The following is a 23,240-nucleotide window of genomic DNA, read 5'->3' as shown; positions in this document are numbered from 1 at the left end:
CTTGTGTTTGCGGGAAGACAGCCCGTAAAATAAGAAAAAAAGGAGGAGTTTCATGCAGTTTTTTCTTATAACAGGCGCGTCAAAAGGATTGGGACGGGCACTGACGGAACAGGCGCTGCAAGAAGGAGCCGAAGTCGCCGCGCTTTCAAGAACGATAAGCGGGGAAAAGCGTGAGGGACTGACAGAATACAGTGTTGATTTAACCGATCTGGCAGATACAGAGCGGCAGATGAAGGCGATTCTTGATCAAGCTGAGAAGAAGCGGTATTCCGCCGTCACACTGATCAATAATGCCGGAATGGTGGAGCCGATCAAGCGGGCGAAAGAGGCTTCCGCGGAAGAATTGAACCGCCACTACACCCTTAATCTGACGGCGCCCGTTTTGCTCAGCCAAATGTTCACAAAGCGTTTCGAAGCGTTCAGCGGCAGCAAAACAATTGTCAACATCACATCTGGCGCGGCGAAAAATCCCTATAAAGGATGGAGCGCGTATTGCAGCTCAAAAGCGGGGCTTGATATGTTTACGAGAACATTCGGATTCGAACAGGAAGATGAAGAGCTGCCGGTCCGCATGATATCATTCTCGCCGGGAGTGATGGATACAGACATGCAGGCCGTCATCCGTTCTTCGTCAAAAGAAGATTTCCATGACATCGAGCGGTTCCGCAATCTGAAAGAAACGAAAAACCTCAGAAGCCCGGAATACATCGCCGGCGTCATTCACTCACTGATCGCGGGTGAGCCGGAAAACGGACGGATATACGATATTAAAGAGTTTTTGTAGAGCAGCTTTTACGCTGCTCTTTTTTTGTTTGTACAATCATTTCGGCGCCCGGCGGCATATCATGAATGAAACACCAAGTAAGGGGTATAAGAAATGTATCAGATGAATTGAGTTTCTTCTCGATTTATGTTAGGATTCTAAAAATATAATTAAGGAGGGGTTTCCATGAGAAATGTAACGTTAATGGATGTCTTCACCCATCCAATCGCACAAAAGTATTTACAGCGCTCCGGTGTCGCCCATGCGATTGCCTGCGCGTTTCATGCATACCGTCTTGCCGTAAAAGCGGGTGTCAGTCCCGATCTTGCAGCGAAAGCGGCTTTACTGCATGATGTCGGCCATTACGAATGGTACACAGACGGCAAATGGGATTATGAAAAGTACAGAAGAAACGATATCCATGCCATAAAAGGCGCGGAACGGGCGCATAAGCTGCTCATCCGTCTCGGTGAAGAACCGAAAGCGGCGAAAGACATTGCGCTGGCGATTCTGCTTCACACCGATTCCTATCTGCCTGAAGGTGAACTGGACAAGAATACGCTCCAGCAAATCGTGAAACAAGCGGACGAACTCGATGAAGAACCTGGCGGACATCATCATTACCGCCAAATGGATCACGCGGCCGCGCTCAAACAAATCCAAAAGCTTGATCAGTTAATTGACCAAGCCCAATATCCCATAAGAAGCTCAGTCTAGGCCACTCATGCGGCCTTTTCCGCTTTACATAACCCCGCCATCTCACTAACACCTTTTCCGCTCCGATAGACGTACTGTGTCAAAGCCTTTGTCCGCTGCATATGATGAAGGAAAACATAGTAAAGGGGATCAGCGAAAATGGCCCATCAAGGAAGCCCGCAACTCGTCTCGTTAGTAGATCCTTACGTTTATCAGACCATCCATAAGCTTATTGGCTCAAGGTTTATCATTCAAACCGTCAGACGGATTGTCAGGGGACGGCTGATTGATGCCGCTCCGGATCATATCGCCATTGAAGAAACCCATGACCGCGTATTATATATCAGGAACCGCCATGTGGTTTCTGTCATGCCTGATTATACCGAACGTGTGTAACAGCCCATATAAGGCGCAGACCGGAGGCGGCCCTTACAGAACCCCGGTGCGTCTTCTTTTTTGAGATACATAGATGTACGGCGGCTTTTTTTGGTACAATCACAGTACAAGTTCACATGACAATAGGAGGAAACCGCTTGTTGAAATCAAAGGTCCATTTTTGGACGCTGCAAATTTTGCTCGTTTTGCTCATTATTTACGTATCAACGAAAGTCTCGTTTATTTTTCAGCCGTTTTTCGGTTTCATCACCACTCTGTTTTTTCCGATTTTGATCTCGGGCATTTTGTTTTTCATTTTTAATCCGATCGTGCGCCTGCTTGAGAAAAAAATCCCCCGGACATTGGCGATCCTGCTCATTTATCTCGTTTTCATCGGCCTGATCGCCTTTATGTTCACCGCAATCGGGCCGATCGTGGCTTCTCAGGTCACGGGGCTGATTAACAATTTCCCTGATTACATTAATCAGATTCAAAGCTTGATTACACAATTATCCCATTCCAAATGGTTTACGTGGATGATGACGCAGGATTATGTGTCGATAGAAAAAATCCGGCAGTCTTTGACGGGATTTTTACAAAGTCTTCCGCAAAATATTACCGCAAGCCTGTCGGCCGTGTTCGGCGTCGTTACGAATATTACGCTTGTCGTCATCACCGTTCCGTTCATTTTGTTTTATATGCTGAAGGACGGCCGGCGTTTTCCGCTTTTGGCGGTCAAAATTCTGCCTTCTTCCTACCGGGCGGAGGGCCGGAAAATATTTAACGACTTATACGTCACATTGGCCGCATATTTCCAAGGCCAGCTGCTGATTTGTCTCTTTGTCGGAACGGCATGCTTTATCGGTTATTGGATCATCGGCCTGCCGTATGCGTTAATTCTCGGGATGGTGATCGCCGTCACCAATATCATTCCGTACCTGGGACCGTTTCTCGGGGCGGCACCGGCGGTCATTATCGCGTTTATGGATTCTCCGGCTAAGGCGCTGTTTGCCGTGATTGTTGTCGTTGTCGTCCAGCAGCTTGACGGAAACCTGCTTTCTCCGCTTGTTATCGGGAAGCGGCTCAATACCCACCCGCTCACCATTATTCTTCTGCTTATCGGAGCGGGCAGTTTCGGAGGCATTCTCGCAATGATTCTGGCCGTGCCGGTTTACGCGGTCTTAAAAGCCTTCGTCTTAAATATCGTCCGGCTTATCAAACTTCGTCAGCGATCGAAGCACGAAGACAGCCGCAAGCCGAAATAAAAACGGGCACAACTCCAACAGCAGCGCATAAAATGCTGTAAAGAAAAGCGGAGGTGTGGGTATGCCTGCAATTGTGGGACCGATTTATATCATGAGCTTAGCCGGAGACGCTGCGGCGAGCTTCGGTGACGTGTTTGCCATTTCTCCCAAAGCCGTTGACCACTCAGGCGCGGGGTCAGGGGCGTTTCATTCCGGAGATTTTGTCAAAGTCACTAATAAATTCAGCAAAACGCGCTTTGAAGACATTGATCTGTTTGACGAACCTGATTGGTTTAACGCGTGACAGCCTCCTTTAGGAGGCTGTCGCTTTTTTGTAGTATAATAGAATCAGTCTTTTATAAAAGGGGATTTTTATGAAAATCAGAAAAGCGAATATTACCGTTCAGTCCGGAATGATCGGCGACGTGTATCTGCATGAAAATAAAAAAGAACAGCATACACTCGTAGCCGTTCCGGAACTTGAGTGGAGCACGATCATTTCCTATGAGGAAGAGAAAAAGGCGCTGGCGCAGCGGCTATTACAATCATTCAGCAAGCTGATGGATGAAGAGCCCGCCGGAGAGCTCGCAGGCAAGATCTCCCATTGGGTGGCTGAAATGTAACGAAGGCGGTTTACCGTGTCCCGTCCGGGGCGATAATTGTAAAACAAGCTGAGGAGGGAAGGCCGATGAGCGACAAAACGGTTGACCTTTATTTACAGCAGGGTATGTACGGCCCTCTGCAGACGAAACCGGATGAACGGCATTTATTTTTAGGCTCGCTGCGTGAACGGGTCATCATTGCCCTGACGAAGGGGCAGGTGCTGCAAAGGAAGCCGTATGAAGAAGTGAAACAGGCGCTGAAAAAACGAAAAGATGCGGTGCTCTATATAAACGGAAGGCTCCCGTATCATGCTTATTCACCCTATATGAAGCTTGCCGCACTGGAAGGTGTCCGAAGCTCCGTGATCTCGGATCTTCAATTCGAAACGCCGCTCGGCTTGGTATTTGCCGCCGATCATGCCGTGAACCTTGACGGCATTTACGTTCAGGATGATATTTTCAAGCGCTCACTCCTGAAATCTTAGAAGAGCAAGTGTCATTTTATAATGCCAATTCACTTACAAGTGGAGATAGGATATAATGGTTTTCATATGAATGGCGGGGAGGCCGGCTATGAAAAAAGCATTTATTTGCATTGATTATACGAATGATTTTGCAGCAGAGAACGGAGCATTAACCTGCGGAGAACCCGCAAGGCAAATTGAGGATAAGATTGTCAGTTTGACGCAAGCATTTATAGAAAATGGTGATTACGTTGTCTTTGCGGTAGATTCACATGATGCAGACGATGACTTTCATCCGGAAACACGCCTGTTTCCTCCGCATAATATCAACGGCACGGAGGGCAAAGAGCTGTACGGAAAGCTCTCGCCTCTTTATGAGAAACATAAACACGCAAAAAACGTAAGCTACATGGAAAAATCGAGATATTCTGCTTTTGCTGGAACGGATTTAGAGCTGAAACTGCGGGAACGGCAGATCACTGAACTGCATCTTGCGGGCCTGTGCACCGACATCTGCGTTCTTCACACGGCGGTTGACGCCTACAACAAGGGCTTTCAGATCGTCATTCATCAAAACGCTGTGGCAAGCTTTAATCCGGAAGGGCATGAATGGGCGCTGTCCCATTTTAAGAACAGCATCGGAGCGCAAGTGGCAGAGTAAGGAAGGGGAAAACAATTTTGGTGGAGCATGGTTTTAAAGACGACAGTTTGTCTTTACATACAGATCTTTATCAAATTAATATGGCCGAAACGTACTGGAGAGACGGCATTCATGAGAAAAAAGCAATTTTTGAGCTTTTTTTCAGAAAGCTTCCTTTTGAAAACGGCTATGCGGTATTTGCGGGCTTAGAAAAAGCAATCGAATACTTGGAGAACTTCAAGTTTACTGACAGCGATCTGAACTATTTAAAAACGGAATTGCACTATGCTGATGATTTCATTGATTATTTGCGGGATCTGTCATTTACCGGATCTCTTTACAGCATGAAAGAAGGAGAGCTCGTCTTTAACAACGAACCGATTATGCGGGTCGAAGCGCCCCTCATTGAAGCGCAGCTGATTGAGACGGCTCTGCTTAACATTGTGAATTACCAAACATTAATCGCCACGAAAGCGGCCCGCATTAAAGGCGTAGTCGGTGATGAAGACGCCCTTGAATTCGGAACGCGGCGCGCCCATGAAATGGATGCGGCTATGTGGGGAGCGAGAGCGGCTCTGATCGGAGGCTTCAGCGCGACGAGTAATGTAAGAGCCGGCAAGCGTTTTAATATACCGGTATCCGGCACGCACGCTCATGCACTCGTACAAGCGTACCGCGATGAGTACACGGCTTTTAAGAAATATGCGGAGACGCACAGAGACTGCGTGTTCCTCGTCGATACTTACGATACGATCCGTTCAGGCATGCCGAATGCGATTAAAGTCGCGAAAGAATTCGGCGACCGGATCAACTTCATCGGCATCCGCTTAGACAGCGGGGACTTGGCGTACCTGTCAAAAAAAGCGCGAGAAATGCTTGATGAAGCGGGTTTCAAAGACGCGAAGGTTATTGCTTCAAGCGACCTTGATGAGCACACGATATTAAATCTGAAATCGCAGGGAGCGAAAATCGATACATGGGGAGTCGGCACAAAGCTGATTACCGCATACGATCAGCCGGCCCTCGGCGCGGTTTACAAGCTTGTCGCCATTGAAGAGGACGGCAAACTGACCGACACCATCAAGATTTCGTCGAACCCTGAAAAAGTGACAACGCCGGGAAGAAAGAAAGTATACCGGATTATCAACAAGCTGAACCACCACTCGGAAGGGGATTATATCGCTCTTTATGACGAGCGGGTAAATGACCAGAAACGGTTAAAAATGTTCCATCCCGTTCACACGTTCGTCAGCAAATTCGTCACTGATTTCTATGCGAAAGACCTGCATGAGCCGATTTTTGAAAACGGGGTTTTATGCTATGATAATCCCGAAATTACCGACATCCAGCAATACGTGCAGGATAACCTCAAACTTCTGTGGGAGGAATACAAACGGATCAGCAAGCCGGAAGAATATCCGGTTGATTTAAGCGAAGACTGCTGGAGCAACAAGATGCAGCGGATTCATGAGATCAAAAGCAAGCTGAAACGGGAACTTGAATAGAAGACAAAGCAGCCTTTCCTTTCTCTGGAAAGGCTTTTTGTTTGCGATAATATTTTTCACATTTAGACAAAATTCGTCAAATTATTTGATATACTTATGTTCGAAGGCCGCATCTAAGGGGGTAAATGAATGAAGGTGTTTGTTGCCAGACAGCCTATCTTCAACAGGAATGAACAGGTTGTTGCTTATGAACTTCTTTACCGGGAGAGCGAAGAGAACCGTTATTCGGCCGCAGACGGAGATAAAGCTACGACTGATCTCATTATTAACAGCTTTATCAACATCGGAATCGAAAAACTGACTGAGGGAAAACGCTGCTTTGTGAATTTTACAGAAAGCCTGATGTTTTCAGATCTCCCTACCTCCTTTGATCCTGACCAGCTCATTATCGAAATTCTTGAGGACATACCGATCACTCCGGCTCTGATCTCAAGATGCAGACAGCTGAAGAAATTAGGATATACATTAGCACTTGATGATTTTTACGCCATCAATCCGGCAAATGAAGAATTATTGGAACAGCTGATGAAATATATTGATATTTTAAAAATCGACTTTTTGCAATCCTCGCGTCTGGAACGCAAAAAAATCATTCAGACGTACAGCTGTAAAAGTCTGATTTATTTAGCGGAAAAAGTGGAGACAAGAAAAGATTACAAACAGGCGGCCATAGACGGCTTTCACCTGTTTCAAGGATATTTTTTCAGTGAACCGCGTGTCATCAGCGGGAATGATCTGACGTTTCATTTTCATTCTTACTACCAGCTTTTAAACGAATTAAACCAAGACCAGCCCGATATAGAGCGCGTGACGGAATACATAGAACAGGACGTTACATTATCGTATCAGATTCTGCGTTTTTTAAACGGATCGCAGACAAGGCTGAAAAAAAAGATAGACAGCATCCGGCAGGCCATCATGATGCTTGGGCTGAATGAGATTAAGCGCTTGATTTACATTCTTTCATTCAGAGATTTAACGGCGAAAAGCCACTCAAGCCAAAAAGAAATCATTAAGATTTCCTTAATCAGGGCTAAGCTGTGCGAACTGCTTGCGAAAAGGACCGGAAGACCGCAGCCCGCTTCCTACATGCTGATCGGCATGTTTTCACTCATCGATACGCTTCTCCACAGGGAGCTGGAGGATATCGTCAAAGAACTGCCTTTAATTGATGAAGTCGGACAGGCGCTGCTCGGTTATGAAAACGATTATTATAAGATGCTGGGGCTCGTCAAAGCCATTGAATGCAACAACTGGGACTGTGACGAATGGGGAAAAGAACTGGACAAAGAAGCAGCGTATGAATGTTACTTGCAGGCAATCGAATGGTGCCGGCAGCTGATCGTGGATTGATGCTTTAAGCTGACCACCTGAGGGCGATGATGAACCGGCTTTGCTCCCTGATCAGACTGACGCGGATGCCGTCGGGATTAAATGTCACGTCAAAGTCATTTTTGATGCCGGTCTGCTTAATGAGCCGCTTGACCGCTGCGGCGTCAGATGATTCCGCTGCGGTGAGGATGCGGCGCGCAAGCTCTTTTGACGCCGACAGCCGCGCAAGAAGCAGGCGGGCATCCTCCAGCATGCCCGCAGCGTCTTTTGCGGACGCTGTCAAAATATTTGCGGAAGCCTGGGGAGCAGGCGCAGGATTGCGGTACGGCGCGGCGAAAACAGGGCAGCATAGATACACATAATGCATGCGGCGGCCTCCTTCCTGAGATGACATTCGTTATATATGAGTATAGGCCGCGTGATAACGAGTTATGACATGCAAAAAGACCACAATGCGGGGGTTGCGGTCTTTTCGGTGTTTGTCGGTGGATATGCGACGCTGTTCGCCCATTCTGTTTTGAAATTGCGACGACGGGGACTATAGTCCTTGTCGGTTTGTCGGAAAACCGTTAAAAAAACAGCAGAACCACAAAATTGATCTGCTTCATCCTAAACGTCTGCCTTTATAGTAGTTATATAGTCCTGTTCGTTAAATGCTCTATTCGGGACTATAGGATTATCGAGGTTTGCGGTGTCACGCAGATACTTTTACACATACTTTTCGGTGAAAAATCCCGCAAAAACGTTTACACTATTAGTAACAGATCAAATACCTAGGACTCGTTCACCATACACAATTCATTGATCTTTCAAAAAAAGGAGTGTGGAAACGGTGGAAAAGAAATTAGAAGAAGTAAAGCAATTATTATTCCGACTTGAAAATGATATCAGAGAAACAACCGACTCTTTACGAAACATTAACAAAAGCATTGATCAGCTCGATAAATTCTCATATGCAATGAAAATTTCTTAAAAAGACTTGGAAACAAGTCTTTTTTTTGTGCATTTTTTATCCATTTCATGGATAAAGTATTATACGATTGTTAAAAAACGAAAAACCTGCTGTCTTTCATCACCTGCATTTAGTAAAATAGAATGGGAGGGTGAAGACAATTATTGAGCAAATGTGTTTAGATGCCGACCAAATCAAGAATAGAATGAAGAGTATAATAGAGCAGAACATATTTAATGAACATCTAATGCAGCTTCTTTTTGAATTTGTTGAATCCAGAAAATATTTAACCTTTGCTGAATCTACATTATTGCATTATGAAGTTTTTGGCGGAAAGGATTTTAAGACTGCCGAGAAACTTGCGGCGGGAATTGAAATTCTTACGCTTTCCGCCGATATTATTGATGATCTTGAAGATGAAGATAACAACCAAGCCCTTTGGATGAAGATAGATCATTCAGAAGCTTTGAGCTCAGCATTTTCATTATATACAGCAGGGGTGCAGGGGATTAATTCAATTAACATGAATCCCTTAATTCTTACTTACATACTGAAATATACACAAGACGCTATGCAAGGGCAACACGATGATATAATCAATAAGGCAGAGAAAGAAGATGAAAGCTTAGAGGTCATTAGATTAAAATGCGGGAGTCTATTCGCTCTTTCCAATGTGGCAGGTACTATGTTAGCAACTGGAAACTATAATGAAACTGTTGAAACATATTCGTATTACAAAGGAATGTTTGAACAGATATATAGTGATTATCTGGCTCTTTTCAGTACTAGACGCAGTGATATTTTAAAAGAGAAACATACGTTAATTAACTTGTACCTTAAGAGGCAGTTTAACGAGCCTTCTGAAAAATTGGTTCGTATGTTTTCGCATAGAGAAACACACCTTAAGTTTATATCCGATAAAAACATTTTTATTCAGACATTAACTGATGCGGGTGTTACCCAGTATGTTTCAGTTTTACACCAATTGTTTAAGCAAAAATGTGAAAATGCCATAGAGGGACTAAATCTTGAAAACAATAAAATAGATAAATTGAAAAAATATGTAGTTAATAGAGGGGAATGAAGTATTATGCAGGATTTAATCAATTATATATTGAAATATCCAGAAGTATTAAAAAAGTTAAAGGCCAATGAGGCGTGTTTATTAGGCTATGATTTAGGTATTACTCAAATAGTAATCAATTCATTTGAAGAATCTTCTATTGTGAAAAACGATGGAAAAATAGAGCAATGGGAAAAAGGATGAGTGTTCGGTGGTGTAATATGTGAAAAACTTTATTAAACAATTCACTATTTCAGTCATTGTCTTAAGCATTGTTTATGTTTGCTATGTTTCTTATATAAACATAAATGGGATTATAATCGGAACAAAAGTTATTGAAAATAAAAACAAACAATTTCAAATAATAGAGATGTCAGAAACAACTTACGGGAAATTCGTAGGTTTAGAAACAGGTGACATCATTTTAAGAATCAACAAAGAAAAACCATCTGCTAAATTTTTAAAAGGAGATAATCTAAGTCATATCAAAAGTTTAGATGTGAGCAGAAATGGAAAGCAAATTCATTTAGATGATTTTGATATTGTCAACTTAGATAAATCCTATAGCTTTTTTGTATTCGTTCTTCCACTTGTGTTTTATTTTTTAAGTATAGTATGTATATTTTACATTCTAAAGGTGAATCAAACAAGAAAATCGTTTGCAGGATACATTTTAATTTTGTTCTTGTTAGATATTTCAATTGCTTATATAAGTGCAGGAGGGCCATTTAGAGGACATGCGTTTAACAGATATGTAAATTTATTCACATTTATAGCTTCTCCTATATTTTATCTTCAGTTCATACAGCAATATTTTGAGGAATTAGGAAAGAAGTTTGCAAGTCGTCTAATCAATATCTTATATATATTTCCGATTTTTAATGTTATTATGGAGCTTTTTCGTAAGAAATTACCTTTTGACGTTATAAATCTTAATCTTATCTCGTTTTTTCTCGTTACTCTCTCAGGTTTTGTTCTCGTATTCTATCACTTATATAAATATAAATATTCAGAGCATGCTTATATTTTGAAAGTTTTAATTCTGACAAATACACTTTCTTTTGCTCCATTTTTACTTTTTTATGTCGTACCTATTATTTTAACTGGTGATTATATATTTCCAGCTCTGGCATCAGCCTCATTGCTTGTCCTTATTCCATTTGGATTAGTATATCAGTTTGTTGCAAATAAAATATTTGATATAGAATTTATATTAGGAAGAATGAGGTATTATACTTTACTGGCTGTAATCCCAACACTAGTAATTGTCGGAGTTTTATCAGTCTGGGAGGGAACAGATGAGCTTCAAATGAATCCTATTCGACAGACTGTTTTTATCTTTATTATAATGTTTGCTGTATTTTATTTTAAAGAAATAATAGATTTTAAATTTCGTTTAAAACGCTTTTCAGAAAAGTATAATTATCAAGATAGTATTTTTAAATATACTCAGTTTATCAGAAGTATAACATCTTTAAAACAAATGTTTAAAGAACTAAAAAAGACGATTCTGGATGTTCTCCTCGTCAGTAAAGCTTATGTCTTTGAAGTTACCTCTGAGGGTGACATATTATATCATGATAAAAAGGATAACGAACCTGACTGGGAAATGTATTCAAAAGAATTTAAGAAAGTTACTTCAGAGATTGGGAAAATCATTGAGCTAAACCGCGGTTTCTTAATCAAGATAGGAGAACGCGGGGGAAGTTCTTATGTTTTGCTTTGTTTGTCCGCCATTAATACACCGAGACTGACACGGGATGAGATTTCATGGCTGAAAACATTGTCTTTCTATACGAGTGTCTCTATGGAAAACGTGATACAGATCGAAGAACTCATGAATCATTTACAAGACCTAAAACAACAAGGCTCAAACCCGGTCTGGCTCAAAAAGCTGATGTTTACGATCGAGGAAAAGCAGCGGTCGGATCTGGCCCGTGATCTGCATGATTCGGTGCTGCAGGATTTGATTTCTTTGAAGCGCCAGTGTGAGCTGTTTCTGGCTGATTTTAAAAGAGAAGAGCCTTGCCAGTTAGAGGTGCAGGACAAGCTTCATCAGATGAATGAGCAGATGTCGGATGTTATTTTGATGACCCGGGAGACGTGCCATCAGCTGCTGTATGATTTGGGTCTGGTCAAGGCGGTATCCAAGCTTGCCGCACAGCAGCAGGAGCGTGCGCCGTTTCATATCCGTCTGAATACGGGCCGGTTTACGGCGGCGCTGGATTTGGATACGCAGCTGAATTTGTACCGCATCATTCAGGAATTTCTTTCGAATGCCATGAAGCATTCACAGGCCAATGAGGTGCTGATTATGCTGATCAGCATTCAAAATAAAGTGATTCTGCATTATGAAGATGACGGGGTCGGGTGCAATCAGGAAGAAGGCAGCGGACAGTCGATGAGCATGGGGCTTTCGGGCATTAAGGAGCGCGTCCGGGCGCTTGACGGCCGGATGAAAATCGACACAAGTGAAGGAAATGGTTTTAAAGCGGATATTGAAATGGAATTGTAACCAATTTATCACCAAATCGACTTGGCAGAAGCCAAGTCTTTTTAATAAAATGGAAATGAATGAGTAAAAGGGAGGAAACCATGAAAAAGATACTAGTGATTGATGATCATCCGGCTGTCATGGAGGGCACCAAGACGATTCTGGAAACGGACACGAATCTTTCTGTCGATTGCCTCAGTCCCGATGCCAGTGAACAGTTCGTTCTCCGGCATGATTTTTCAGCTTACGATCTCATATTAATGGATTTAAATCTGGGTGATGACCTCAGCGGCATAGAGCTTTCCAAGAAAATCTTAAAAGAGAATCCTCTCTGTAAAATCATTGTCTACACAGGCTATGAAGTTGAAGATTATTTTGAAGAATCCATCCGCGCGGGTCTGCATGGCGCCATCAGCAAAACCGAATCTAAAGAGAAAATCATGCAATACATATATCACGTGCTCAACGGACAGATTTTAGTTGATTTCTCCTATTTCAAACAGCTGATGACCCAGCAAAAAACAAAAACGTCTTCTTCCCCTCAAAGTGAGCAGGATCGGTTAACTTCGAGAGAGCGCCATATTCTCCAAGAGGTCGAAAAAGGTTTGACCAATCAGGAAATCGCCGATGCGCTTCACTTAAGCAAGCGGTCGATTGAATACAGCCTGACATCCATTTTTAATAAGCTGAATGTCGGCTCCCGCACTGAAGCGGTGCTGATCGCCAAGTCGGATAATGTACTATAAACCTTGAAAGGAGAATGACCTATGAATCTGAATCATACATTGCTCGGCGCACTCGGCATTGAAATCACTGAAAACACGGCGGAGAGATGCGTCGCTGTTATGCCGGTGGATAAGAGGACGGTGCAGCCTTTCGGATATCTGCACGGAGGCGCGTCCGTAGCGCTGGCGGAGACTGTTGCAAGCATCGGTGCCCAGCATTTTATCGATCAGTCGAAACAGGCCTGTGTCGGGCTTGAGATTAATGCCAATCATTTAAAATCCGTGAAAGAGGGCGGTACGGTCACGGCGATTGCGGAACCCGTTCACACGGGCAGGACAACCATTGTGTACGGGATTAACATTTTCGATGAAAGAGAAAGGCTGATCTGTGTGTCCCGCTGCACGCTGGCTGTTATAACAAAATAAACAAACAGCCGGAACCCTGAATCGTCCGGCTGTTTGTTTTTACAAATATGAATCTTCTTTTCGTTTGATCACAAAGTTTCTGATCCCTTTATAATCATCCTGAACGCTTCGTTTATCAAGCTCCGTTCCTGAGTTATACGCGGCTCTGCATATGAGGTGCGCCCCGACCGGCGCCGTCAGCAGGATAAAAATGATGCCGAGCAGTATTTTTACGGAAATTTCTCCGGTCAGCATCCACAAGTAACCTAACACCCCGAGCAATATCAAATTAACGCCGAGTGTCGAGCCTTTTGAAGAGGCGTGGGCGCGTGTATACATGTCAGGAAGTCTGAGTGTGCCGAAAGACGCGACCAGACAGATCAGCGATCCCATCAGAATACAAACGGCGACGGCCCATTTAACGATTTCGATCATTTTCGATAATCTCTCCTTTCTCCAAAAACTTAGCGAAGGCAATCGTGCCGATAAATGATAAAATGCCGAGCAGCAGAATGATGTCCAAAAAGGCCGTTGTTCTTAAGAGGATGGATACGAGCGCGGTCATGGCAATCAGATTGATGCCGATCCCATCAAGCGCGACGACCCGGTCCGGTATCGTAGGCCCTTTAATGACTCGAATGACGTACAGAAGAGTCGAAACCGCCATAATGCCGAGTGATAATTGCAGAATAAACGTAAACATCAGCGGCTCACCTCCTGAATGGCTTTCTCAAAAGAGACGCGGATGTCATGAATCGCTTTCTCCGCATCCTCAATGTCCATGGCGTGTATATAGAGAATCGACCGGTCATCGGAGATATCCATCACAAGCGTACCCGGTGTCAGAGTGATTAACAGCGAGAGCAGTGTGATCTCCCAATCCTCCGTCAGTTCCGTCTTAAACGCGAAAATGCCCGGGCGGATGTTCATCTTCGGCGAAATAACGGTTTTCAGCACGCTGACATTGGCCAGATATAATTCTTTTATAAAGATCAGCATCAGTTTGATGACCGACCATATTTTCCAAATGTAAAACGGCCGCGAGAAGAAGCGCCGGAAAAAAAACAGCGCCGCCAAGCCCGCGATAAATCCGGTAACAAATCCCGCCGCGCTGAGGCTGTTTGTAAGAAACATCCAGCAAACAGCGAGAAGAACATTTAATAATAGTTGCAAAGCCATGCCATCTACTCCTTCAAAACAGCTTCAATGTATTTTTCCGGATTCAGCAGATTCTCAGCCGTCTGATTGACATACGGTGAAACCCATTCGGTTCCGAGCCCGAACAGAAGCGACAAAAGGAGAAAAGCGGCTGCCGGATAAAGAAGCCCTTTTGCGGACCGTCCGCCCGCGCCCGGGATTTCTTTTTCTTCTCCCCAAAAAGCCGTCGTAAAAACCTTCAGCACGGAATACAGCACAAGCAGGCTCGACAAGAGAATCAATACGGAGAACAATGTTTCCCCCTGATCAAAACCGCCTTCAGCAATCTTCAGCTTACCCACAAATCCGCTGAACGGCGGGATGCCGGCCAAAGATATGGCGGAGATAAAGAACATCCAGCCCAAAACGGGATAACGGGTGATCAGGCCGCTCATTTTATGCAGGCTCGCCGTGCCGGTCAGCGTGATAAGCGTTCCCGCCAGCATAAACAGCGCTCCTTTTATCAGCATATCGTGAATCAAGTAATAAACCGCTCCTTGAATGGAGGCCGGGGTGTTCATGGCGATGCCGAACAAAATCACGCCGACGGCTGTAATAATATTATAGATGACGATTTTCATGACATCCGAAAAGGCGATAGACCCGATTACGCCGAATAATACCGTCAGCATCGCAAGCCACATCATCAATTGGTGAGTAAAGCCTGCATCGTGAATGAAAATCAGGGTGAATACTCTCAAAATGGCGTACAGGCCGACTTTCGTCAAAAGAGATCCGAATAAGGCCGAAATCGCAGCCGGCGGGGCGTAATAAGAGCCCGGCATCCAGAAATACAGCGGGAATATCCCGCCCTTTAAACCGAAAACGACGAGAAACAGGACGCCGATGACAGTTATCAGCCCGGTCTGGCCCGATTCGCTGATTTTTACGCTTAAATCAGCCATATTCAGCGTCCCCGTCACCGCATATAAGTAACCGACACCGATGACAAAAAACGCGGATGACACAATGTTAAACACGATATACTTCAATGATTCTCTTAATTGAATTTTCGTTCCGCCAAGCACGATCAGCATGTAAGACGCGATAAGCAGAAGCTCAAAAAAGACGTACATGTTGAACAGGTCACCCGTCAAAAACGCTCCGCTTACACCCGCCAGAAGAAACTGCACCCCTGAATAATAGAAAGCGCGCTCCCGTTTTTCTCCGATAGAGCGGAAGGAGTACAAAATGACGAGCAGCCCGATGACGGCGGTTGTCAAAACAAGCAGTGCGGCGAGCTGATCAGCGGCGAGCACAATGCCGTACGGCGCTTTCCAGCCGCCGAGTGTCAGCGTCTGAATTCCGTGTGTAAAAACCGTCTGAACGAGAACGGCGCTGATGGCGATGGAGACACAGGAAGCGGCAGTGCTGAATATCCGCATCAGCATCACGTGCCTGTTCATAAAAATCAGCAGCACTGCGCAAAGCAGCGGCACCAGAATAGGCAATATTACAAAGTTATTCATGTTGATCATTTCCCCTCATTCGATCCATATCGTCCGTTTTCAGTTCCTGATAGGCGCGAAACGCCATCACAAGCAGGAAGGACGTGACGCCGAACGAAATAACGATCGCCGTCAGTATGAGTGCCTGCGGCAGCGGATCGACAAACGATGTGCTTTTTCCGCCCAGTATGGGAGGGGCGCCTTTTTTCAGTCCGCCCATGGTCAGAAGCAGCAAATGGACGCCGTGGCTTAAAAGCGCGGTGCCGATAATTACGCGCAGCAGACTTTTAGAAAGCAGCAGGTAGGTTGCTGCCATAAACAAAATACCGGCAATGACAGACATTAAGATTTCCACTATTCTTCCTCTCCAATCGTTTGAATAATGGTCATCGTCACGCCGACAACAACGAGATACACACCTAAATCAAACAAAGTGGCCGTCGCAAGCTCCGTATTCCCGAGCACCGGGAGATCAAAATGGCCGAATGTATGGGTGAGAAAGGGCGCTCCGAATAAGAACGAACCTGCACCCGTTGCAATCGCGATAAGCAGACCCGCGCCCGCTACATAAATAAAATTGACGGGCAAAATCGACTTGACGGTTTTTAAATCAAAGGCCAAAAGCAAAAGCACAATGGCCGAAGATGTAATCAGCCCGCCGACAAATCCTCCGCCGGGAGCGTTATGCCCCGATAAAAATAAATAGAAAGAGAAAAGCAGAATGATAAAAGATACAAGTTTCGTTGCCGTCTGAAGGATGATGTCGTTTGTTTTTTGCTGTCTCAACGCTCTTCTCCCTCCTCTTTTACTTTCGTTCTGATCATGCCGTAAATTCCGAGTGCGGCAATCGACAGCACCGTGATTTCAAACATTGTGTCAAATCCCCTGAAATCAACGAGGATGACGTTGACGATATTATTGCCTCCGCCAAGCTTATGGCTGTAAGCCGTGAAAAAAGAGGCGATACTGTCTTTTGTTTTTTCGCTGGAAGACGCGATTCCGAGCATTGTCACGATGACGCCGACACCGAGAGAAATGATAAAATTCGTCAGCCGGAATGTTCTGGTCTTCTTTTTCCGCCGCATTTTCGGCAGATGATAAAAACAAAGAAGAAACAAGGCGACGGATATCGTCTCAATGACAAGCTGCGTGAGCGCCAGATCGGGCGCTCTGAAAATCACGAAAAACAGCGCGAGCGTATACCCGACAACTCCGAGTGCGATAATGGCCGTCAGCCGCGATTTGGCGAACACAGTCGCAATCGTTGCGCTCACCATAACGAGCGACAGCACGATTTCATACAGACCGATCTCAGCCATTCCTTTCGTTGTCATGGAAAAGCCGCCTTTCATCACGAACGCCGCTCCGATGAGAATGATAAACGCCGCAAAAATATACAGCAGATAATCCCGCAAAAATCCGGTCATATAAGATGACGTCAGCTGGTAAGATCTTTTTTCCATACTGCCCGTCACCGCATTGTAAAGCCGGTTCAGCGTCAGTTTTTTCGGAAACAGACCGTATACCCGCTCCCATTTAGACAGAGACACGTAACCGATCGTGCCGACAATGATAATGCCGACGGTCATCAGCACTTCAGCCGTCACACCGTGCCACTGGGAAATGTGGACATGGAATGTATCTCCGCCGGTTAACAGAGCCGGATAAATGGAATTCATCGCCGGTTCAATCAGGCTGTAGGACAAAACATTCGGTGCGAAAAACAGACTGACGGCGCAAGCGGCAAGAATCACCGGCGAAATCAGCATGCCGAGCGGAGCTTCATGCGGCGTCTTTTCAAGCTGATCCGTTTTGCGCGCGCCTCTGAACGTTCTGAAAAACAGCTTCATGCTGTAGATAAACGTGAAGACGCTGCCGATCCACGCCAGAACGGGGAACAGCACGCCCCACGTATCCAGGCTGAAAATATCTGCATGAGCAATCCGCAGCATACTTGTAAAGAACATTTCTTTACTTAAGAAGCCGTTAAAAGGAGGGAGGCCGGCCATGGAAAACGTTCCGATCAATGAAACGGTAAACGTTATCGGCATAAGCGCCATCAGTCCGCCGAGCCTGCGGATATCCCTCGTTCCCGTTTCATGGTCGATAATGCCGACCGCCATAAATAAACTTCCTTTAAAAGTAGCATGGTTAATTAAGTGAAACACAGCCGCGGTCACAGCCGCCGTGAAATACTCCGAATGCTGATAATGAAGCGCGGCGGCTCCTGCGCCGAGCATCGATACAATCATACCGAGCTGGCTGACTGTGGAAAAAGCCAGAATCGCTTTTAAATCGGTTTGTTTAATCGCGTTGAAGGAAGCCCATACCATCGTGATCAGACCGACTGAGGCAACCGTCCAAAACCAGACGGGTGAAAATGCAAAAACCGGACTGAATCTGGCAATCAGATAAATGCCCGCTTTCACCATTGTTGCCGAGTGCAGGTAGGCGCTGACAGGAGTCGGGGCTTCCATGGCATCAGGAAGCCAGATGTAAAACGGAAACTGCGCTGATTTCGTAAAGGCCCCCAATAACAGGAGAACCATTGCCGGAATAAAGAACGGATGGCCGGCGATAATATGCACCTGGTTGACCATTTCCCTGATACTGAATGAGTCCGTCATCAGATACAGCAGGATAAAGCCGCCGAGCATGCACAGTCCGCCGCCGACGGTAATCAGCAGTGATTTTTCCGCCCCGTAGCGTGATTTCTCCCGCTTATGCCAATACCCGATTAATAAGAAGGATGACAGGCTTGTCAGCTCCCAGAACATATAAAGCACAATGACGTTATCGACGAGCACAACACCGAGCATCGCGCCCATAAACATCAGCAGATACACGTAAAAGGGGCCGAGCTTTTCTTTGTCCTTCGATAAGTAAAAAATACTGTAAAGTGTCACCAGAGAGCCGATGCCCGTAATCAATAAAGCGAATAACAGCCCGAGCCCGTCAATATAAACGGTATAGTTAATGCCGAGGGAAGGAATCCATTCGGCCGCATACCGGACGGTTTCTCCCGCCATTGTCAGCGGGAGCTTGCTGATAAAGTAAACAAACAGCACAACGGGCAATATCAGCACAAACCAGCCTGTATGGATTTGTTTTACCCGTTTATAAAGAAAGGGAACGATAAATGCAAATAAAAAAGGCGCCAAAATCGCGAAATGTAACAGCTGCAACAGAAGACCTCCTTTGCTTGTTTTTCATCAAGCAACTGCTTTATGTAAGAGTGAAAAAATCAATTCACGGTCATAGGACCCAGTACAAATTATATCGCACTTTTTTTTACCCTGCTATGGCATAATGTATTCCTCTCTGTGTTTTTGTGGTCTTTTGAACCTAAAATAAATTTATCAAATATCCGGATCTTTGTATATACATTTAGCTTTCAGATCAAGCTTTACAAAAGGAGCTGGTCAGATGAAAAGAAAGGCGGCAGCCTGTATTGGAATATTTTGTTCTATTATTGCAGGAACATTCATAGCGGACGATTTCTGCAAAGGGAGGCAGGAGACGGAGGCAGATGAATGGGAGTATTTTTTTCTCGGCACAGAATACGCGCACGACAAGCTGAGTGCGGCTGAATCAATGAAAAAGCCGTTTCAGCCGCGTGAATATATCAGAATCGTTTATAGATGAAAAGAGTTCCGGCATCAGGGCGCGGAACTCTTTTTGTATGATGATCAGCGTTTTCCTTTAATATAAGGGATGCCGTTGGCTTTAGGCGCATCCGCGCGGCCGATGAACCCGGCAAGCGCGAGAATGGTCAGAATGTAAGGAGCCATCAGCATGTATACATTCGGAATGTCTTTGAACAGGGGCAAAAGCGAGCCGATAATGCTTAAACTCTGCGCAAATCCGAAAAACAGCGCAGCCCCGAGCGCGCCGATCGGATGCCATTTGCCGAAAACAAGCGCGGCAAGAGCGATAAAGCCTTGTCCGGAAATGGTGGAGTGCGTGAAATCAAGCGCGATTGTAGAAGCATACACACCGCCGCCGAGCCCGCCAAACAGCCCGCTGATCATGACGCCGATATAGCGCATGGCGAACACGTTGATTCCCATCGTATCTGCCGCCATCGGATGTTCCCCGACAGAACGGATGCGGAGGCCGAACGGTGTTTTGAATAAAATAAACCAAGAAACAAAGGCCAGTACGATGGCTAAAATCGAAGTATAATATACGTCTGAAAAGAAGATTTTTCCTAAAATCGGAATGTCGCTTAACCCCGGAATGTTCGTTTTGTAAAAGGGCTCCGGGATTTTATCAGTCTGCGCCTTGCCGTATATCAGCTTAACGATAAACAGCGTCGTTCCTAACGCGAGCATATTGATCGCCACCCCGGTTACCGTCTGATCGGCGCGGAAAGAAACCGCGGCAGCCGCGTGAATCAGCGAGAACAGCCCGCCGGCAATCATAGCCGCAGCCAGGGCGAGCCACGGGGCAGCGGCGCCGAGCTCACGTCCGAAAAATAAGTTGAACATGACGCTTGTAAAGGCGCCGATAATCATCAGGCCTTCCAGACCGATATTGACAACCCCCGATCTTTCAGAAAACACGCCGCCGAGAGCGGTTAAAATAAGCGGAGCCGCATAAACGAGTGTGGCCGGGACAATTATGGATAAAATCTGCAGGAAGTCCACTTACTTCGCCCCCTTTTTCTTCAATTTATCAAGGATGAGCCGGATGGCGTAGCTTGATGCCACAAACAAAATAATAATGGCGATGACGATGTCAACGACTTCAGAAGGCACACCGGATTCAATCGGCATATTTAAGGCGCCGACTTTAAGGCCGCCGAGAAGACAGGCCGCAAGAACCACGCCGATTGCCGTGCTGCCCCCTAGAAGCGCAACCGCGATGCCGTCGAAGCCGACTCCGGTAAACGCGCCTTTAACCGCCGCGTATTGAAAGGTTCCGAGTCCTTCCATCGCCCCGGCAAGCCCCGCGAAGGCGCCGGAAATCATCATGGCATACATCATATTTTTTCTGACGCTCATTCCGGCGTATTGTGCCGCGTGCTGATTAAAGCCAACAGCCCGAAATTCGAATCCGCTTTTTGTTTTATGAATGATAAACCACATGAAGACTGCCGCAAACAAAGCGATCAGTATCCCCCAATGAAGGCGGGAGTAGTCTGTCAGCTGCTCTAAAAACGGCGAGCGGAGCGACGCGCTTTCATGAATTTTGTCTGTTTTGTCCCTGTGGTCCGTCATGACATCGGATATGAGGTAATTGGTTAAATGAAGAGCGATATAATTCATCATGATCGTGACAATCACTTCGTGAACAAAAAAACGGGCTTTTAAAAATCCGGGAATCAGCCCCCAAATGCCTCCCGCGGCAGCCGCCGCCAATAACGAAAGCGGGAGGTGGATGTAAGCGGGAGCGTCAAAGGAAGTCCCGACCCAAACCGCGGCCGTCCAGCCGACAAGGAGCTGTCCTTCAACACCGATATTGAACAGGCCGGTCCGAAATGCGAACGCCACGGCCAATCCGGATAAAATATAAGGCGTAATCTGCCGGATCGTTTCCCCGAGATAATACATTTCACCGAAAATGCCGTTCCAAAGAGCCGAATACCCGCTTGCGACATTGTAGCCGCTGGCAAGCATGATGACCGCGCCCGCAGCCAGACCAAGAATGATTGCAATCAGCGGCACAGCCAGATGAGAAAGTCGATTAATCATGTATGTTCCCTGCCTCCATTTGCTTACTTCCCGCCATTAAAAGACCAAGCTCCTGCTCGTCTGTTTCCGGCGGATTGACGTTTGCGATGATGCTGCCTTCAAAGATGACGGCGATGCGATCGCTGAGATTCATGATTTCATCAAGCTCAAAAGACAACAGCAGCACAGCTTTACCGGCGTCACGCTGCTCAATGAGCTTTTTATGGACGAATTCAATCGCGCCGACATCGAGCCCGCGCGTCGGCTGGGCGGCAATTAATAGATCGGGATTTCTGTCCACTTCACGGCCGATAATGGCCTTTTGCTGATTTCCTCCCGAGAGAGCGCGTGCGGGCGTATATTCATCAGGCGTTCTGACGTCGTATTCTTCAATCAGGCTTCGCGCTTTGTCATAAATCGCGAGTTTATTTAATATGCCGAAAGAAGAGTAGGGCTTTTGATAATAACTTTGCAGCACGATATTTTCTCCGATCGGAAAATCAAGAACGAGTCCATGTTTATGCCTGTCCTGGGGGATATGCCCGATTCCTGCTTCAGTGACTTTCCGCGGAGGCATGTTTTGCAGCTGTTTGCCGTTTAACGTGATCGTGCCGGCATGTGTTTTTCTGAGACCTGTAATGGCTTCGATTAATTCAGATTGGCCGTTGCCGTCAACGCCCGCAATGCCGACAATTTCACCGGCTCTGACAGAGAGGGAGAGCTGTTTGACCGCCTCAACTCCGCGCGCGTCTTTCACCGTTACATCAGAAAGCGAAAGCACTTCCTGTTTCGGTACAGCCGGCTGTTTATCCGTCTTGAATGAAACTGCGCGTCCGACCATAAGGCTTGCCAGTTCATCCTGATCCGTATGTGCGACATCGAGTGTTGTAATGCCTTTTCCTTTCCGGATGATGGTGACACGGTCGCAGACTTCCATGATTTCTTTTAATTTGTGGGTGATGAGGATAATGGATTTTCCTTCATTGACCAGGTTTTTCATAATCTGAATCAGTTCTTGAATTTCGTGCGGGGTCAGAACCGCGGTCGGCTCGTCAAAAATGAGAATGTCCGCGCCCCGGTAGAGGGTCTTTAATATTTCCGCCCGCTGCTGCATACCGACAGAAATATCGGCAACTTTAGCTTCAGGATCAATCTGCAGGCCGTAACGGTCGGAAATATCGCGTACGTCCCGGTCGGCGCGCTGTCTGTCAATCCGTCCTAATTTTTTCGGCTCTTTTCCGAGAATAATATTTTCTGAGACGGTAAAGGTATCCACAAGCATAAAATGCTGGTGCACCATTCCGATGCCGAGGTCGTTGGCTTTGTTCGGGCTGTTGATGTGAACACGTTCACCCCGCACCCGGATTTCGCCTTTTTCCGGCTGATACAGGCCGAATAAAACGTTCATGAGTGTCGACTTCCCCGCGCCGTTTTCCCCGAGCAGGGCGTGTATTTCGCCTTTTTTCACTTGAAGCGTGACGTCATCATTGGCAACGATTCCGGGAAACTCTTTGCGTATATTAAGCATTTCAATGATATAATCCACCGATTTGACGCTCCTTTTCAGAGATGCTTTGATGAAAAAGCTTGGCAAAAGAAAAGCTGCAAGAAGATGCAGCTTTTCCTTCGCCGCTCTTTCCAAAAAAGAGAGGGGATAAGC

The 23,240-nt window shown here is 45.8% G+C and carries 28 protein-coding genes; 17 read left to right on the top strand and 11 right to left on the bottom strand.

Annotated features, from left to right (window positions below; genetic code table 11):
• Positions 1-52: 52 nt before the first annotated feature.
• The 10 genes from AD710_RS03430 (at position 53) to AD710_RS03385 (ending at position 7,642) form a co-directional block, all read left to right on the top strand.
• Positions 53-784: a (S)-benzoin forming benzil reductase gene (locus tag AD710_RS03430; RefSeq protein ID WP_015418111.1), complete on the top strand. Its 732-nt coding sequence runs from the start codon at positions 53-55 to the stop codon at positions 782-784.
• Between the two features lie 165 nt (positions 785-949).
• Positions 950-1,480 (top strand): HD domain-containing protein, encoded by a 531-nt coding sequence (locus AD710_RS03425; RefSeq protein WP_045925851.1) that lies wholly within the window; start codon positions 950-952, stop codon positions 1,478-1,480.
• Between the two features lie 138 nt (positions 1,481-1,618).
• Positions 1,619-1,855: a DUF2642 domain-containing protein gene (locus AD710_RS03420; protein ID WP_016938107.1), complete on the top strand. Its 237-nt coding sequence runs from the start codon at positions 1,619-1,621 to the stop codon at positions 1,853-1,855.
• Positions 1,856-1,992: 137 nt separating this feature from the next.
• Positions 1,993-3,099, top strand: a complete 1,107-nt coding sequence (locus AD710_RS03415) for an AI-2E family transporter (protein WP_045925850.1) — start codon at positions 1,993-1,995, stop codon at positions 3,097-3,099.
• A 61-nt stretch (positions 3,100-3,160) separates the two neighbouring features.
• Positions 3,161-3,382, top strand: a complete 222-nt coding sequence (locus AD710_RS03410) for a spore germination protein (RefSeq protein ID WP_016938109.1) — start codon at positions 3,161-3,163, stop codon at positions 3,380-3,382.
• Between the two features lie 70 nt (positions 3,383-3,452).
• Positions 3,453-3,701 (top strand): YueH family protein, encoded by a 249-nt coding sequence (locus tag AD710_RS03405; protein ID WP_049627269.1) that lies wholly within the window; start codon positions 3,453-3,455, stop codon positions 3,699-3,701.
• A gap of 65 nt (positions 3,702-3,766) precedes the next feature.
• On the top strand, positions 3,767-4,165 hold the full coding sequence (locus tag AD710_RS03400) for a YueI family protein (protein WP_049627268.1): 399 nt from the start codon (positions 3,767-3,769) through the stop codon (positions 4,163-4,165).
• Between the two features lie 88 nt (positions 4,166-4,253).
• Positions 4,254-4,805: a cysteine hydrolase family protein gene (locus AD710_RS03395; protein ID WP_016938111.1), complete on the top strand. Its 552-nt coding sequence runs from the start codon at positions 4,254-4,256 to the stop codon at positions 4,803-4,805.
• Positions 4,806-4,822: 17 nt separating this feature from the next.
• A complete protein-coding gene (locus tag AD710_RS03390; protein ID WP_095241408.1) occupies positions 4,823-6,289 on the top strand; it encodes a nicotinate phosphoribosyltransferase in 1,467 nt (488 codons plus the stop codon).
• Between the two features lie 129 nt (positions 6,290-6,418).
• Positions 6,419-7,642 carry an EAL and HDOD domain-containing protein gene (locus AD710_RS03385; protein ID WP_016938113.1) on the top strand — a complete coding sequence of 408 codons (1,224 nt, stop codon included), beginning with the start codon at positions 6,419-6,421 and terminating at the stop codon, positions 7,640-7,642.
• A 4-nt stretch (positions 7,643-7,646) separates the two neighbouring features.
• On the opposite strand, the gene AD710_RS03380 is transcribed toward AD710_RS03385, so the two are convergent.
• Entirely contained in the window at positions 7,647-7,988 is a 342-nt protein-coding gene (locus AD710_RS03380) for a YuzC family spore coat inner layer protein (protein WP_049627267.1), read from the bottom strand.
• A 465-nt stretch (positions 7,989-8,453) separates the two neighbouring features.
• Between AD710_RS03380 and degQ the strand changes: the two genes are divergently transcribed.
• The 6 genes from degQ to AD710_RS03350 all read left to right on the top strand — a co-directional run bounded on the left by degQ (position 8,454) and on the right by AD710_RS03350 (position 13,281).
• Positions 8,454-8,594 carry a degradation enzyme regulation protein DegQ gene (gene degQ, locus AD710_RS03375; protein ID WP_013353398.1) on the top strand — a complete coding sequence of 47 codons (141 nt, stop codon included), beginning with the start codon at positions 8,454-8,456 and terminating at the stop codon, positions 8,592-8,594.
• A 130-nt stretch (positions 8,595-8,724) separates the two neighbouring features.
• Positions 8,725-9,657 carry a polyprenyl synthetase family protein gene (locus AD710_RS03370; RefSeq protein WP_269430478.1) on the top strand — a complete coding sequence of 311 codons (933 nt, stop codon included), beginning with the start codon at positions 8,725-8,727 and terminating at the stop codon, positions 9,655-9,657.
• Positions 9,658-9,663: 6 nt separating this feature from the next.
• Positions 9,664-9,840 (top strand): competence pheromone ComX, encoded by a 177-nt coding sequence (locus AD710_RS03365; protein WP_049627266.1) that lies wholly within the window; start codon positions 9,664-9,666, stop codon positions 9,838-9,840.
• 19 nt (positions 9,841-9,859) lie between these two features.
• Positions 9,860-12,151 (top strand): sensor histidine kinase, encoded by a 2,292-nt coding sequence (locus AD710_RS03360; RefSeq protein WP_049627265.1) that lies wholly within the window; start codon positions 9,860-9,862, stop codon positions 12,149-12,151.
• A gap of 80 nt (positions 12,152-12,231) precedes the next feature.
• Positions 12,232-12,876, top strand: coding sequence for a two-component system response regulator ComA (locus AD710_RS03355; protein ID WP_049627264.1), 645 nt, complete (start codon positions 12,232-12,234; stop codon positions 12,874-12,876).
• A 21-nt stretch (positions 12,877-12,897) separates the two neighbouring features.
• Positions 12,898-13,281 carry a hotdog fold thioesterase gene (locus tag AD710_RS03350; protein WP_049627263.1) on the top strand — a complete coding sequence of 128 codons (384 nt, stop codon included), beginning with the start codon at positions 12,898-12,900 and terminating at the stop codon, positions 13,279-13,281.
• A 39-nt stretch (positions 13,282-13,320) separates the two neighbouring features.
• Here the strand turns inward: AD710_RS03350 and mnhG are convergent, their stop codons facing one another.
• From mnhG to AD710_RS03315, 7 genes are read right to left on the bottom strand one after another with little or no spacing between them, the layout of a single operon-like run.
• A complete protein-coding gene (mnhG, locus tag AD710_RS03345) occupies positions 13,321-13,695 on the bottom strand; it encodes a monovalent cation/H(+) antiporter subunit G (RefSeq protein ID WP_049627262.1) in 375 nt (124 codons plus the stop codon).
• Positions 13,679-13,963 (bottom strand): Na(+)/H(+) antiporter subunit F1, encoded by a 285-nt coding sequence (locus tag AD710_RS03340; RefSeq protein ID WP_016938120.1) that lies wholly within the window; start codon positions 13,961-13,963, stop codon positions 13,679-13,681. Before AD710_RS03340 ends, mnhG begins: the two co-directional genes overlap by 17 nt.
• A complete protein-coding gene (locus AD710_RS03335; protein ID WP_016938121.1) occupies positions 13,963-14,439 on the bottom strand; it encodes a Na+/H+ antiporter subunit E in 477 nt (158 codons plus the stop codon). The genes AD710_RS03340 and AD710_RS03335 overlap by 1 nt, the downstream gene beginning before the upstream one ends.
• Before the next feature lie 5 nt (positions 14,440-14,444).
• Positions 14,445-15,926, bottom strand: coding sequence for a Na+/H+ antiporter subunit D (locus AD710_RS03330; RefSeq protein ID WP_049627261.1), 1,482 nt, complete (start codon positions 15,924-15,926; stop codon positions 14,445-14,447).
• Positions 15,919-16,260, bottom strand: a complete 342-nt coding sequence (locus AD710_RS03325; RefSeq protein WP_003152063.1) for a Na(+)/H(+) antiporter subunit C — start codon at positions 16,258-16,260, stop codon at positions 15,919-15,921. The genes AD710_RS03330 and AD710_RS03325 overlap by 8 nt, the downstream gene beginning before the upstream one ends.
• Positions 16,260-16,691 (bottom strand): Na(+)/H(+) antiporter subunit B, encoded by a 432-nt coding sequence (locus AD710_RS03320; protein WP_049627260.1) that lies wholly within the window; start codon positions 16,689-16,691, stop codon positions 16,260-16,262. The genes AD710_RS03325 and AD710_RS03320 overlap by 1 nt, the downstream gene beginning before the upstream one ends.
• Positions 16,688-19,090: a Na+/H+ antiporter subunit A gene (locus AD710_RS03315; RefSeq protein ID WP_049627259.1), complete on the bottom strand. Its 2,403-nt coding sequence runs from the start codon at positions 19,088-19,090 to the stop codon at positions 16,688-16,690. Before AD710_RS03315 ends, AD710_RS03320 begins: the two co-directional genes overlap by 4 nt.
• Positions 19,091-19,331: 241 nt before the next feature.
• Between AD710_RS03315 and AD710_RS03310 the strand changes: the two genes are divergently transcribed.
• Entirely contained in the window at positions 19,332-19,550 is a 219-nt protein-coding gene (locus tag AD710_RS03310; protein WP_049627258.1) for a hypothetical protein, read from the top strand.
• A gap of 44 nt (positions 19,551-19,594) precedes the next feature.
• On the opposite strand, the gene AD710_RS03305 is transcribed toward AD710_RS03310, so the two are convergent.
• From AD710_RS03305 to AD710_RS03295, 3 genes are read right to left on the bottom strand one after another with little or no spacing between them, the layout of a single operon-like run.
• Positions 19,595-20,554 (bottom strand): ABC transporter permease, encoded by a 960-nt coding sequence (locus AD710_RS03305; protein ID WP_049627257.1) that lies wholly within the window; start codon positions 20,552-20,554, stop codon positions 19,595-19,597.
• The gene (locus AD710_RS03300; RefSeq protein ID WP_047476991.1) at positions 20,555-21,601 is read right to left on the bottom strand and encodes an ABC transporter permease; all 1,047 of its coding nucleotides are present in this window, start codon (positions 21,599-21,601) and stop codon (positions 20,555-20,557) included.
• Positions 21,594-23,126: an ABC transporter ATP-binding protein gene (locus AD710_RS03295; protein ID WP_049628756.1), complete on the bottom strand. Its 1,533-nt coding sequence runs from the start codon at positions 23,124-23,126 to the stop codon at positions 21,594-21,596. Before AD710_RS03295 ends, AD710_RS03300 begins: the two co-directional genes overlap by 8 nt.
• Between the last annotated feature and the right edge of the window lie 114 nt (positions 23,127-23,240).

The organism is Bacillus sp. JFL15 (assembly GCF_001184225.1).
In the GTDB taxonomy this organism is placed as follows: Bacteria; Bacillota; Bacilli; order Bacillales; family Bacillaceae; genus Bacillus; species Bacillus siamensis.
The sequence above is the reverse complement of the archived record's forward strand: the minus strand, read 5'-3'. Positions and strand labels throughout refer to the sequence as shown.